The sequence below is a fragment of the Larkinella humicola genome, assembly GCF_008727875.1.
In the GTDB taxonomy this organism is placed as follows: Bacteria; Bacteroidota; Bacteroidia; order Cytophagales; family Spirosomataceae; genus Larkinella; species Larkinella humicola.
In genome coordinates, this window is sequence record NZ_VTWS01000001.1 from 360,175 (window position 1) to 372,544 (window position 12,370).

The window sequence follows — 12,370 nt, forward strand, 5'->3', positions numbered from 1 at the left end:
ATGGATCTCGCACCACTTAAAATCCTTTTTCTCGATGTCGGGGGCGTGCTGCTGACCAACGGTTGGGGGCACGAATCCCGGCAGCGGGCGGCTGACACGTTTGGTTTCGATTATTCGGAAATGGACGTGTTGCACGATTTCATGTTCAACACCTACGAAATTGGTCGCATCACGCTCGATGAATACCTGGACACGGTCGTTTTCAGCCAGCCGCGCGATTTTACACGGGAGGATTTCAAGGCGTTTATGTTTGCACAGTCGCTGGAATTGCCCAACATGCTGCAATGGCTGACGGAATGGAAAAATGAAAACCGGGGCATCCGGATTATTTCCATCAACAACGAGGGGCGCGAACTGAACGAATACCGCATTAAAAAATTCAAGCTTCACCGGTGTTTCGATGCCTTCATCTCGTCCTGCGAAGTAGGCATGCGGAAACCGGACCCCGGTATTTTCCGGCTGGCGATGGGCGTGGCGCAGGCCCGTCCGGAACAGTGCGTTTATTTTGACGACCGGCTGATGCTGGTGGAAGCCGCCCGCAAACTGGGCATCAACGCCCTGCACCACCAGACGTTTGAGTCCACCAAAGCCATTCTGGAAAAGCTTAAAAACCAACCGATAAACTTGCACGAGTTCAATGGCAGAAACGAAGTATAATTTTGGAATGATCGGCCTCGGTACGATGGGCCGCAACTTGCTGCTGAACATGGCAGACCACGGCTTTCCGGTAGCCGGTTACGACATCAATCCCGACCAGGTGGCCGGTTTTGAAAAAGAAGGCGAAGGCAAACCGGTCAAAGGTTTTACGGATCTGGCGGCCATGACCCAGAGCCTGACCAAGCCCCGCGCCATCATGATGCTGGTGCCTGCCGGCAAACCGGTGGACAACGTGATCGACAAACTGGTGCCGCTGCTCGAACCGGGCGACATCATCATCGACGGTGGCAACTCGCACTTTACGGACACCGACATCCGCGACAAAACGCTGGATTCCAAGGGGCTTCATTTCTTCGGAATGGGCATTTCCGGGGGCGAAGAAGGTGCGCGGAAAGGGCCGAGCATGATGCCGGGCGGTGACAAAGCCGCTTACCTGACCCTGAAACCGATTTTTGACGCCATTGCCGCCAAGGTTGATGGCGTTCCCTGCGTGACCTACATCGGGCCGGGGGCGTCGGGGCACTTTGTGAAAATGGTGCACAACGGGATCGAGTACGGTCTGATGCAGCTCATTTCTGAAACCTACGAAGTGTTGCGCAAAGGGTTGAAACTGGACAATGAGGAGATTTACGAACTTTTCAAAACCTGGAACGAAGGCCGGTTGCAATCGTTTCTGATCGAAGTGACCCGGGATATTTTCGGATTCAAGGAACCGGATTCCGATCAGTATCTGATTGATCTGATTAAAGACCAGGCCAAATCGAAGGGAACCGGCAAATGGACGTCGCAGGTGGCGATGGACCTGGAAGTGCCGATTCCGACGATCGATATGGCGGTGTCGATGCGCAATTTGTCCAAATACAAAGTGTTGCGGGTCAAAGCGGCAACGGTGTATGGCGATGAACCGTCGCTTCTGGAAATCGACAAAGATACCTTGCTGGAAAGCCTGGAGCAGGCCTTGTACTTCAGTACGGTGATGACCTACGCGCAGGGGCTCGATCTCCTGTATCGTTCCTCGATTTCGTACGGGTATACCCTCAATCTGGCCGAAATTGCTAAAATCTGGCGGGGTGGTTGCATCATCCGGGCGACCTTGCTCAATGAGATATTCAACGCCTACGAAAAAGCACCGAGCCTGGAACATTTGCTGCTCGACGAGTCGGTGCAAACGCTGGTGAACGAAACCGTTCCGGGCATGCGGTCGGTGGTGGCTTCGGCCCTGACAGCGGGCATTGCCTTGCCGGCTTTTGCGGCTTCCCTGACTTATTTTGATGCGTTTCGCAGCGAAAACATGCCCTCGAATCTGATTCAGGCGCAACGCGATTATTTTGGTGCTCACACCTACGAACTAATTGGTAAAGAAGGCGTTTTCCACACCCACTGGACGCCATTACCCGGTAAACCATGAAATCAACGCTCACACCGCAACCCACCGTATTTATCATTTTCGGCGGAACCGGCGACTTAGCCTGGCGTAAACTCGCGCCGGCATTATACAACCTGTATTTAGACGGCTGGATGCCGTCCCATTTTTCAATCATCGGAACCGGTCGGACCCAACTTAGTGATGATCAGTTCCGGGAAAAACTGCTGGAGGGCATCAACCTGTTTTCCCGTAGTGGCAAAGCCAAAGCCGAGCAATGGGACACGTTCAGCAAGAACATCTATTATCAGGTTTCGGACCTGAAAGACACGAAGACCTACCAGGAATTGGGCAGCCGGATCGAGTCGTATGAAGCCGAGTGGAACGAGAAAGCCGACCTGATTTATTACCTGGCGGTGGCTCCCAATTTTTTCCCGATCATTGCGGACAACATCGCTAAAAAATGTCCGAAAGACGGCATGGAGCGTACGCGCATTGTGATTGAAAAACCGTTCGGGCATGATCTGGAATCGGCCAAAGCCCTGAATAAACAATTGCAGGGCATTTTTGACGAGAAGCAGATCTACCGCATCGACCATTATTTGGGCAAGGAAACCGTGCAGAACATCATGGCCTTCCGGTTTGCCAACGCCCTGCTGGAACCGATCTGGAACCGCAACTACATCGACCACGTCCAGATTTCGGTGACCGAACAACTGGGCGTCGAAGACCGGGGCGGGTATTACGATGGGGCCGGGGCGACCCGCGACATGGTGCAGAACCACATTTTGCAGTTGCTGTGTCTGATTGCGATGGAACCGCCGATCAACCTGGACGCCGACGAAATCCGGAACCGCCGGGTGGATGTCCTGAAATCCATGCGCCGGTTCGATGCCGACGCGATCCGGTTTTCGGCCGTTCGCGGGCAGTACGGCCACGGCTGGATTGAAGGGAAAGAAGTAGCAGGCTACCGGGAAGAACCGGAGGTGAACCCGGAGTCCAACACGGAGACGTTTGCGGCCTTCAAATTTTTTGTCGACAACTGGCGCTGGCAGGATGTTCCGTTTTACCTCCGGACCGGCAAGCACCTGGCGCAGTCGGCCTCCATCATTTCGATCCAGTTCAAGAACATTCCGCACTCGATTTTTCCGCCCGAATCCGCCGAGAACTGGCAGCAAAACCGCTTGGTTTTTAGCATTCAGCCCGAAATGAGCATCCGCTTGCAGATGCAGGCTAAACGGCCCGGTCTGGACATGACGCTGAATCCGGTAGATCTGGTGTTCGATTACAGTGGCACCTACCACGGAAAACCGCCTGAAGCCTACGAAACGCTTCTGCTCGACACGATGCTGGGCGACCAGACACTGTTCATGCGGAGCGATCAGGTGGAAGCCGCCTGGGATTTGATTATGCCGATTTTACACGCCTGGGAAAGCAAGAAAAGCCTGAGTTTTCCGAATTATCCCGCCGGTTCGTGGGGGCCTGAAAACGCCGAAGCCCTCATTGCGCAGGACGGTTTTCACTGGTTTACCTTACCACTTAACGGGAAACATTGATGAGCCAGCCGATTTTACACGTCTCCAAAACCGCCGATCTGGCGGTTTTGGAACTGGCCGAATTCTTCATCCGAACGGCAAAGGAAACGATTGCCACAACGGGCCGGTTTTCGGTCGCGCTTTCGGGCGGCAGTTCGCCCAAAAAACTGTATGAACTGCTCGCTTCGCCCGAATTCAGCAGCCAACTGGATTGGGACAAAGTCGATTTTTTCTTCGGCGACGAGCGCTACGTTCCCTCCGACGATCCGGACAGCAATGCGCTGATGGTCAAAAAAGCGTTATTCGAGCCACTCCGGATTCCGGCCAAGAACATTTTTACGGTCGATACGAGCCTGTCGCCCGACGAAGCCGCGCTGAAGTATACCCAAGCCATTCAGCATCGGTATCAAGCGGAACAGGTCCGGTTTGACCTGGTGTTGCTGGGTCTGGGCGACAATTCGCACACCGCGTCGTTGTTTCCGCATACGCCGGTTTTGCACGATACCTCGGTTTCGGTCAAGGCGGTTTTTCTGGACGATCAGAACGTGTACCGCATCACGATGACCGCGCCCCTGATCAATCTGGCGCATCATCTGGCCTTTCTGGTCTACGGAAAAGGAAAGGCCGAAGCTGTTAATGCGGTTCTGAATGGGGCCGAAGACATTGATAATCACCCCGCTCAACTGATTCGGGCCGCCGAGGGCGAGGTGCACTGGTTTTTGGATGAACCGGCTTTTTCTCAAATTTAGAGGGTTGTAGGATGGCTGGATGGTTAGAATGGTTGTATGGTTAAAAATGGTTGGCAAGCGCACGCAATTGAACGCGCCAGCCAACCATTTTTAACCATTCAGCCATCCTAACCATTTTCAACCATCCACTTTCAAAACGATGTCCTTTCTCCGACTGCTCTGGCAAATTCCCGTTGCCTTTTTTGCCGTGAGCCTGCTCAGTCTTTTCATCCATGAATACGCCACGGCGCGACCCAGCGTACGGACCAAAGACATTCCGTACGTAAAAGCCGACGCTCCGGATTTCGATGCAGAACGGCATGTACTCGACGTGTATGCGCCTAAGCAAAAAGCCGAGCGACCTTTTCCCGTCGTGGTTTTTATTCACGGCGGTAACTGGGACAGCGGCAGTAAAAATCTCTATTCGTTCATCGGCCGTCGCTTGGCCAAACAGAAGATGGTGGCCGTCATCATCAATTACCGCCTTTCCCCGGCGGTTTTGGTGCCCGGCATGGCCGACGATTGTGTTCGCGCCGTGCTTTGGACTTCGCAGAACATCGCCGAATTTGGCGGAGATCCCAACCGGATTTTCGTCATGGGCCACTCGGCGGGGGGCGGGTTGGCGGCTTTGATAGCCACGGACGACCGGTTGTTTCAGACGTTCGGACTGACCCAAAATCCCATCAAGGGCGCCATTCTCGATGATCCGGCCGGGTTGAATATGTTCGACTATCTGCAGAAAATGGAGTATCCCAATGATGAACAATACCTCGTTCCGTTCGGGAAAGATTCCACGGTTTGGCGGGCGATGTCGGCTCACTACCAGGTTACGTCCGCCAGTCCGCCGATGCTGATCTACGCCGGAAGCCGCACGTATCCGAGCATTGCCAGCAGTACTCAAAAATTCCACGAGCGGCTCCGGGAACTCGGTGTAAAGCATGATTACAAAGTTCTTCCGGGCAAAAAACACGTCGGGATGGTGACGCAGCTTTACTGGCAAAATAACCTCATTTACCGGGAGTTACGAACGTTTGTCGGCGCAAAATCGTAGGCAAAACGCGAAGGTCGCCCCTAGGCTCCGACGTTTTTCTTCACCACCGCCATCGTTTCTTTTTGTCGCTGATTGACAAACTGCTTGCCTTTCAGGGCCTTCGCTTTGGCAGCTTTGGGATCTTTGGCCATCGCCAGAACCGCCGGGACAATCCCCGCAACGTCTTTGGGCGTATCCAGATCAAAAAGCCAGTCGCCCAGACCAATATCGCGCCACATGGCCCCTTTGCTGGTTTGTTCTTCAAACCGGCAGACGATGGCCGGAATGCCCAGCGCGATGCACATGATGGGCGAATGCATTTCGATGCCGAACAAGCCCGCCGAGCGAATGTAGGTGCTGACGGCTTCGTCGGTGAGCCAGTAGTGATCGCGCCAGACGACTTTCGCTTTCACATCGTCCGGCAGCGGATCATACAGCATTTCCTTGCCAATCCGGACCTGGGTTTCGTTTTCGGGAACAATCAGGATTTTCATCGAAGTCTGGCGAACGACGGCAATGATGGCTTCCCGAATCGGCTTGTTATCCTGTTCCTTCATGGCCTCATTCCGGGCGTGTTTTTCCGGGTTGACCGACAGTTTTTTCTGCGGGAGTTCCCACCAGGGCGAAAACCGCAGTTGCGGAATCACACACAGAAACTTGCCGGTTTCCAGCCCGTGTTCCTTCAAAAAAGTGTCGGCGGCTTTGTCGTTCCGGATGTCCACGGCAAACGCACCGTCGGGGCAGAACTCCATAATCGGACAGGCAACGCCCTTCGACTTGGCAAATTCCATCGAAACTGAATCCCGGAAATAGGCAAACCGGGCTTTGGTGAGTAGCTCAACATCTGCCGGATTGAACTTCCAGCGGTCTTCGGGAAAACCGTATACGCCGGGCCAGGTGATGCCGTAAATGCCGTACGGTTTGCCCGTTTGCTGCCATAGTTCAATTTCTTTCCGACCCACCAGCGACGGCCCGGAGCCGTGCAGCAGAAAACCGCATTCGGAAATGGCCGCCTTCTTTTCTTCTGCTGATTTCAGGATAATCAGTTTGGGAAACCGCTTCATCAGCATTTCCTCCACGCCGTTGCCCACATTGGATGGCCACAAACGCACCTCGACATCGGGCAGGTACTTTTCCAGCAACGTCAGAACGCCGGGCGTATGGGCAATGTCGCCGATGTTTTCCGTCTGCCACGAGGAGCGGAGAATGATGGATTTTTTTGCGGGAAATATCGCGTTGGCGAGGGACGGCATACTGAGTAGCAACCCGATCAGTGACGGCGTTTGCTTCAGGAATTCTCTGCGGTTTGGCATGAGTACTCGGTTGGACGTTAGGGTGAGGAGTCCCGGATTGCACCCGGGATTATCCATAGAAAAGCCCGGTGGGCTTGGTGGGTTGGCTAGACCGCCAGTGTTTTGCCCACGATTGCCATGGTTTCGCGCTGGCGTTTTTCAACAAAACTTCGGGCTTTCGCGGCTTTTGCTTTGGCGGTTTTTGGGTCTTTGGCCATCGCCAGAACCGTCGGGACGATGCGGGCCACTTCCTCGGGTTTGTCCATATCGAACAGCCAGTCGCCCAGACCAATATCCCGCCACATGATGCCCTTACTCGTTTGTTCGTCGAACCGGCAAACGATGGCCGGAACGCCGTTGCCGACGCACATGATGGGCGAGTGCATTTCCAGCCCAAACAAACCCGCCGAACGCATGTAAGTACTGATGGCCTCACCAGTGAGCCAGTAGCGATCCCGCCAGACGACTTTTGCTTTGACATCGGCGGGCAGTGGATCGTACAGCATTTCTTTGCCAATGGCCACCTGCGTTTCGTCTTCCGGACAAATCAGGATTTTCATCGGAGTTTGCCGGACCACGGCGCTGATGGCTTCGCGGAGCACGGCGTGATCGTGTTCTTTCATTTCCTCATTCCGGGTGTGCTTAAATTCGTCAAAAGCGGCTTTTTTGGCGGGAATTTTCCAATAGGGCGTATACCGCAGCCGGGGAATGACGCACATGAATTTGCCGGTTTCCAGTTGGTGCGCCTTGAGAAAAGCCTCCGCTGACGCATCGTCCCGCAGATCGACCGCAAAAGCGGCATCCGGACCATATTCCATGATGGGGCAGGTGATTCCTTTTTCCTTCGCAAACTTTAACGAAGCCGAATCCCGGAAAAAGATAAACTGCGCTTTACTGATCAGTTCTACCTCAGCCGCCGAGGTGGCGTTGGAGGCCAGTGGTGTCGGGAAAACGCCGTGCAGCGAAATTCCATAGATGCCGAACGGTTTGCCGGTTTCCCGGTGCCAGCGATCCACGTCTTTGCGGGCCACCAGCGAAGACCCGGAACTGTGCAGCAAAAAGTCGCAGTCGTTGAAAGCTGCCGAAATCTTTTCCGGGCCTTTTAGAATGATCACTTTTGGAAAGCGTTTCTGAAGGAGTTCTTCCACACCGTTGCCAATATCTGACGGCCAGAGTTGAATCGTGACGTCGGGCAGGTACCGTTCCAGCAGGGTGAGGATGCCCGGCGTGTGTCCAATGTCGCCGATGTTGACAGTTTGCCAGGCCGAACGCAGCAGAATGGTTTTTTTTGCGGCTCCAGCTGCGTTGGCAAGAGACGGAATGCTCATCAGCAGGCCGATGAGGGCGGGCGTTTGTTGGAGAAAAGATCGGCGGTTTTGCATGAGAGCAACGGTTTAGAATGTCATTACAATTGGTTTTCCGGCTAAAGCCGAGGGCTACTGTCCCCCAAGCACAGACCCCGCCCTAAGGCCCGCAGGGCTTGATCTGGATAACCCCGGGTGCAACCCGGGGCTACGGGGCTACGGGGCTACGGGGCTACGGGGCTATGGGGCTATGGGGCATAGGCTATCCGGGAGCGGGCGATCTCCAGGGACACGACCCCACGCGACTGTCCCCGGGTTGCACCCGGGGTTATCCACAGTCAAGCCCTTCGGGCTTGGTGTAATGGCTAGACAGCCAGGGTTTTGCTCACAACGGCCATCGTTTCACGCTGGCGTTTTTCAACAAAACTTCGGGCTTTTGCGGCTTTGGCCTTGGCGGCTTTGGGGTCTTTGGCCATGGCCAGAACCGCCGGAACAATCCGGGCCACTTCCTCGGGTTTGTCCATATCGAACAGCCAGTCGCCCAGACCAATATCGCGCCACATAAACCCTTTGCTGGTTTGTTCGGCAAAGCGGCAGACAATGGCCGGTATGCCGTGGCCGATGCACATGATGGGCGAGTGCATTTCGAGTCCGAACAAGCCCGCCGACAGCAGATAGGTGCTGAGCGCTTCGTCGGTGAGCCAATACCGGTCGCGCCACACCACGTTTTTCTTCACATCCTCCGGCAGTTTATCCAACAGAATTTCCTTGCCCAGTTTGACCTGGGTTTCGTCTTCCGGAACAATCAGGATTTTTAACCCGGTCTGGCGCACCACGGCAATGATCGCTTCCCGCAGGGGGGCGTTGTCGTGCTCCTTCATCTTTTCATTAATGGCATTTCGTTCCGCGTCGAAGGGTGTTTTTTTGGCGGGAATTTCCCAGTAGGGCGTAAACCGGGTGCGCGGAATCACGCACAGAAATTTACCCGCTTCCAATCCATGTTTCGACAGAAAGTCGGTAGCGGCCTGGTCATTCCGGAAATCCACAGCGAAAGCTCCATCCGGGCAAAATTCCATAACCGGACTTTTAATCCCGAATTCTTTCGCTACTTTCAGCGAAACCGAATCCCGGAAAAACGCAAATCGGGCATTGTTCAACAACCCGACGTCCAGCGCATTGACCTTGCTGGCGGCCGGGCCGGGCGCATAGACACCGGGAAAGGTGATGCCGTAAATCCCGTACGGTTTGCCGGTTTCCTGGTGCCAGCGTTCTACATCCTTGCGGGCCACGAGCGACGGCCCGGAGCCGTGCAGCAGAAAGTCGCATTCTTTCAGGGTAGCCGCAATCTCTTCCGGTGTCTGGACAATGGCAACCTTGGGAAACCGGCGTTTGAGCAACTCCTCAACGCCATTTCCGACGCTGCTCGGCCAGAGCCGGATGCTGGCGTCGGGCAGGTATTTTTCCAGCAGCGACAGGACGCCGGGCGTGTGCCCGATGTCGCCGATGTTGACCGTTTGCCACGACGACCGCAGCACAATGGCGGGTGCTTTTTTACCGGAAATGCCTTTTATCGATGCCAGGAGGGAAGCGGTTGCCAGGGCAGCACTTTTCAGGAAAATGCGTCGATTGGAATACGTTGAATCAGGTGTCATACTATTTGGTGCTTGGTAAACCCACGATTTTGCGGACAGCCATCATGGTTTCGGACTGACGTTTTTGCACGAATGCCATCGCCTTTTGCGCCTTGGCTTTGGCCGCCGGATAGTCGCGGTGAATTTTAGAGAGCTGGTCGATCCAGGCCGAAGCCGGGCTTTCGTCCACTTCAAACAGCCACTCAGGCAAGCCGATGTCGCGAAACATCCAGCCTTTTCGACCATGGAAATGGGAGCGAACGTGAACCACCGGTTTGCCGAGGGCCAGGCCCATAATCAGCGAATGCGGTTCCATACCAATCAGTGAATGAGCGCGGGCATAAACCGACATGGCTTCATCGGCATTCCAGAAGGTGTCGCGCAAAACGACTTTCTGCCGGGTGGTCGCGTCCAGTTGGTCGTACAGGTGGTTTTTCGCCTGCGGCATTTCTTTGTCTACTTCCGGCGCCAGCAGCACTTTATAACCGGTTTCCCTGACCCAGTGCGTAATGACTTCCCGGATTTTAGCCATCCGGGTGCGGTCCTGTTCCTGTTGCCCGGGCGTTGGTTTCGTGGGATTCAGTAAATTTCCTTCCCCTTTTTCGTTGAAATGGGGCGTGTTGGTTCGGATAATAACCACCAGAAATCGGCCATCTTCCAGACCCGCCTGTTTCAGATACGCCAGCCCTTTGCGTTCATCGCGGATATCGATTCCAAAACAGCCGTCCGGGGCAAATTCGAGGATAGACGGATGGAAGGTTTCAGCTTTCAGAAAGTTGAGCGATTCGTTGTCGCGGGCATACAGAAAAGCCGCCCGGTTCAGAATATCCCGAAAAAAATACTGCGAAGGTGGGGCGAATTTATCGAACGACTGTCCATAAATACCGAACGGAATCCCCCGGTCATAACAGTAATAAAACGGCGTCAGCGCCCGGATTGGGCCGCCCCATTCGTAGTTATACAAGCCGTAATTAAACGATTGGCTCGAATTATGAATAAGCAGATCCGTCTGGTCAAAAGCCGCTTTCAGCTCGTCCGAAAGGGTGTCGCCTGTATAAAAATTACCCCGCACAATTTTGACTTTCGGGAAATTTTGGGTCACCAGCTTTTCGGTTTCGGGCCGGGGTTCGGCGTGCCAGAGGAGCAGTTGCACTTCCGGAATATGGCGTTCGAGGAGCCTTAACGTGCCGGGCGTGTGACCCTGATCGCCGATGTTGGCATCCCGCCACGAGGAGCGGAGCATGATGGTCGGCGTCTTCTTCGGAACGAAAGAATGCGGAACCGGGTGTTGTGTTCCCATCGGTGGCAGGGCAGCGGTGGCCACCGACAGGCTGGTTGTTTTCAGAAAGTCTCTTCGACTGCGCATCATGGTTGGTTCGATTAGTAGCCGGGATTCTGCACCAGACTCGGATTGGCGTCCATATCCACCTGCGGAATGGGCAGCAGAACGTGGAAAGGCTTGATAATCGGATTTCGGTTGAAGGTGTTGTCGGCTTTCACGGCCTCCACCAGCTTGCCCGTCCGGATCAGATCAAACCGGCGGTTGTTCTCGAACGTCAGCTCCAGCCGTCGTTCCAGCAAAACCGCTTCTTTGAATTGCAGGTAGTTGAGTCCTGCTAAGGCCGTCAGGCCCGCCCGGATTCGGACTTTGTTGATGGCGGCATAGGCTTCCGCGGTCGGTCCATTGTTCACTTCATTGAGGGCTTCGGCCTGCATCAGCAACACGTCAGAATACCGCAGGATCGGAACGCTCGTGCCTTCACCGCCGTTGGTTTTGGCGGTTTTGTCCCACAGTTTCTGGAAAGAAACCGCTTTGGTTGGGTCAGGGTCCGTAATGGAAAGATTGGTAGTCACGCCATTGTAGACATACGACGTGATGAACGTAACGGGTTTCCGTTTGTCGTTTGCGGAATAAGCATTGAACAAACTGGCACTGACCCGCGCAATGCCCGCTCCGCCACTGGGGTAAATCAGGGCCGCCCGGACGCCAAAACCGCGCCCAATGCTGTGGCCGCGCACATCGGTCAGGTATTGCACTTCAAATATATTCTCCTTGCCGCCCCGCGCCGTGAGCGCAAACGCATCGGCATAGTTATCATACAGTGCATAAACGCCCTGGTCGATTACTTCCTTCGCTTTGGTTGCCGCCTGGGTCCAGAACGGCGAACCGGCGGTCGTTCCAGCCCGCCAGAGGTAGAGTTTCGCCAGCATCCCTTTGGCCGCTCCCTGCGTAGCCCGGCCCGACTCGCTGGCTGGATACGTGACCGGCAAAACGCTCTCGGCTTCTTTCAGATCAGCTTCAATCAGGGCGTAGATGTCGTTGGCCGGTGACCGGGGGAGTTCCAGGCCTTCCAGCGAGGTGGTTTCTTTCGTCACCAGTGGCACGTCGCCATAGAGCCGCACGAGGTTGAAGTAGTGCAACGCGCGGAGAAACTTCGCTTCGGCGATGTACCGTTTTTTCAGCGTTTCATCCATCGCTATACCGGGCAAGCGGTCGATGACAGTATTGGAGCGGTTAATGCCCCGGTACGCTGGTGAATACAGACTGACGTAGGAATTGGCGGGGGTGATGTCATACCGCCAAAGCAACGGCCGGTTGGCATCACCCGTTAAGAAGGGGATGGCGTCGTCGGTCGTGGTGATGTCCAGGTTCGGGTCCAGGTTGCCAATGGCGTTATAGCAGGCTCCCAGCGCGGCTTTGGCATCGTCGGCGGTTTTGTAATAAGTGGCATTGGTCAGGTTCGTTACGGGAGACAGGTCGAGCTGGCTTTCGCAGGCGGTTGCCAACAGGGCCACAAAGAGCAATAAGGTGTTGGTTTTCATAGCCATC

10 protein-coding genes are annotated in these 12,370 nt (G+C 54.9%); 5 read left to right on the forward strand and 5 right to left on the reverse strand.

Annotated features, from left to right (window positions below):
- The 5 genes from F0P93_RS01645 (at position 1) to F0P93_RS01665 (ending at position 5,334) form a co-directional block, all read left to right on the forward strand.
- Positions 1 to 657 carry an HAD family hydrolase gene (locus F0P93_RS01645; protein WP_150874638.1) on the forward strand — a complete coding sequence of 219 codons (657 nt, stop codon included), beginning with the start codon at positions 1 to 3 and terminating at the stop codon, positions 655 to 657.
- A complete protein-coding gene (gnd, locus tag F0P93_RS01650) occupies positions 638 to 2,065 on the forward strand; it encodes an NADP-dependent phosphogluconate dehydrogenase (RefSeq protein WP_150874639.1) in 1,428 nt (475 codons plus the stop codon). The genes F0P93_RS01645 and gnd overlap by 20 nt, the downstream gene beginning before the upstream one ends.
- A complete protein-coding gene (gene zwf / locus F0P93_RS01655; protein ID WP_150874640.1) occupies positions 2,062 to 3,576 on the forward strand; it encodes a glucose-6-phosphate dehydrogenase in 1,515 nt (504 codons plus the stop codon). Before gnd ends, zwf begins: the two co-directional genes overlap by 4 nt.
- On the forward strand, positions 3,576 to 4,304 hold the full coding sequence (gene pgl, locus F0P93_RS01660; protein ID WP_150874641.1) for a 6-phosphogluconolactonase: 729 nt from the start codon (positions 3,576 to 3,578) through the stop codon (positions 4,302 to 4,304). Before zwf ends, pgl begins: the two co-directional genes overlap by 1 nt.
- 139 nt (positions 4,305 to 4,443) lie before the next feature.
- Positions 4,444 to 5,334 (forward strand): alpha/beta hydrolase, encoded by an 891-nt coding sequence (locus F0P93_RS01665; RefSeq protein WP_150874642.1) that lies wholly within the window; start codon positions 4,444 to 4,446, stop codon positions 5,332 to 5,334.
- Positions 5,335 to 5,354: 20 nt separating this feature from the next.
- Here the strand turns inward: F0P93_RS01665 and F0P93_RS01670 are convergent, their stop codons facing one another.
- The 5 genes from F0P93_RS01670 to F0P93_RS01690 form a co-directional block, all read right to left on the reverse strand.
- Positions 5,355 to 6,626, reverse strand: coding sequence for a polysaccharide pyruvyl transferase family protein (locus tag F0P93_RS01670; RefSeq protein ID WP_150874643.1), 1,272 nt, complete (start codon positions 6,624 to 6,626; stop codon positions 5,355 to 5,357).
- Positions 6,627 to 6,712: 86 nt separating this feature from the next.
- The gene (locus tag F0P93_RS01675; RefSeq protein WP_150874644.1) at positions 6,713 to 7,987 is read right to left on the reverse strand and encodes a polysaccharide pyruvyl transferase family protein; all 1,275 of its coding nucleotides are present in this window, start codon (positions 7,985 to 7,987) and stop codon (positions 6,713 to 6,715) included.
- A 287-nt stretch (positions 7,988 to 8,274) separates the two neighbouring features.
- A complete protein-coding gene (locus tag F0P93_RS01680; protein ID WP_150874645.1) occupies positions 8,275 to 9,561 on the reverse strand; it encodes a polysaccharide pyruvyl transferase family protein in 1,287 nt (428 codons plus the stop codon).
- Position 9,562: 1 nt separating this feature from the next.
- Positions 9,563 to 10,909, reverse strand: coding sequence for a polysaccharide pyruvyl transferase family protein (locus F0P93_RS01685; protein ID WP_150874646.1), 1,347 nt, complete (start codon positions 10,907 to 10,909; stop codon positions 9,563 to 9,565).
- 11 nt (positions 10,910 to 10,920) lie between these two features.
- Positions 10,921 to 12,363, reverse strand: coding sequence for a RagB/SusD family nutrient uptake outer membrane protein (locus F0P93_RS01690; RefSeq protein ID WP_150874647.1), 1,443 nt, complete (start codon positions 12,361 to 12,363; stop codon positions 10,921 to 10,923).
- Positions 12,364 to 12,370: the final 7 nt, after the last annotated feature.

Excerpts from the sequence above, each read along its gene's own strand:
- F0P93_RS01645 (WP_150874638.1), top strand. The coding sequence starts at position 1 with ATGGATCTCGCACCACTTAAAATCCTTTTTCTCGATGTCGGGGGCGTG.
- gnd (WP_150874639.1), top strand. The coding sequence starts at position 638 with ATGGCAGAAACGAAGTATAATTTTGGAATGATCGGCCTCGGTACGATG.
- zwf (WP_150874640.1), top strand. The coding sequence starts at position 2,062 with ATGAAATCAACGCTCACACCGCAACCCACCGTATTTATCATTTTCGGC.
- pgl (WP_150874641.1), top strand. The coding sequence starts at position 3,576 with ATGAGCCAGCCGATTTTACACGTCTCCAAAACCGCCGATCTGGCGGTT.
- F0P93_RS01665 (WP_150874642.1), top strand. The coding sequence starts at position 4,444 with ATGTCCTTTCTCCGACTGCTCTGGCAAATTCCCGTTGCCTTTTTTGCC.
- F0P93_RS01670 (WP_150874643.1), bottom strand. The coding sequence starts at position 6,626 with ATGCCAAACCGCAGAGAATTCCTGAAGCAAACGCCGTCACTGATCGGG.
- F0P93_RS01675 (WP_150874644.1), bottom strand. The coding sequence starts at position 7,987 with ATGCAAAACCGCCGATCTTTTCTCCAACAAACGCCCGCCCTCATCGGC.
- F0P93_RS01680 (WP_150874645.1), bottom strand. The coding sequence starts at position 9,561 with ATGACACCTGATTCAACGTATTCCAATCGACGCATTTTCCTGAAAAGT.
- F0P93_RS01685 (WP_150874646.1), bottom strand. The coding sequence starts at position 10,909 with ATGATGCGCAGTCGAAGAGACTTTCTGAAAACAACCAGCCTGTCGGTG.
- F0P93_RS01690 (WP_150874647.1), bottom strand. The coding sequence starts at position 12,363 with ATGAAAACCAACACCTTATTGCTCTTTGTGGCCCTGTTGGCAACCGCC.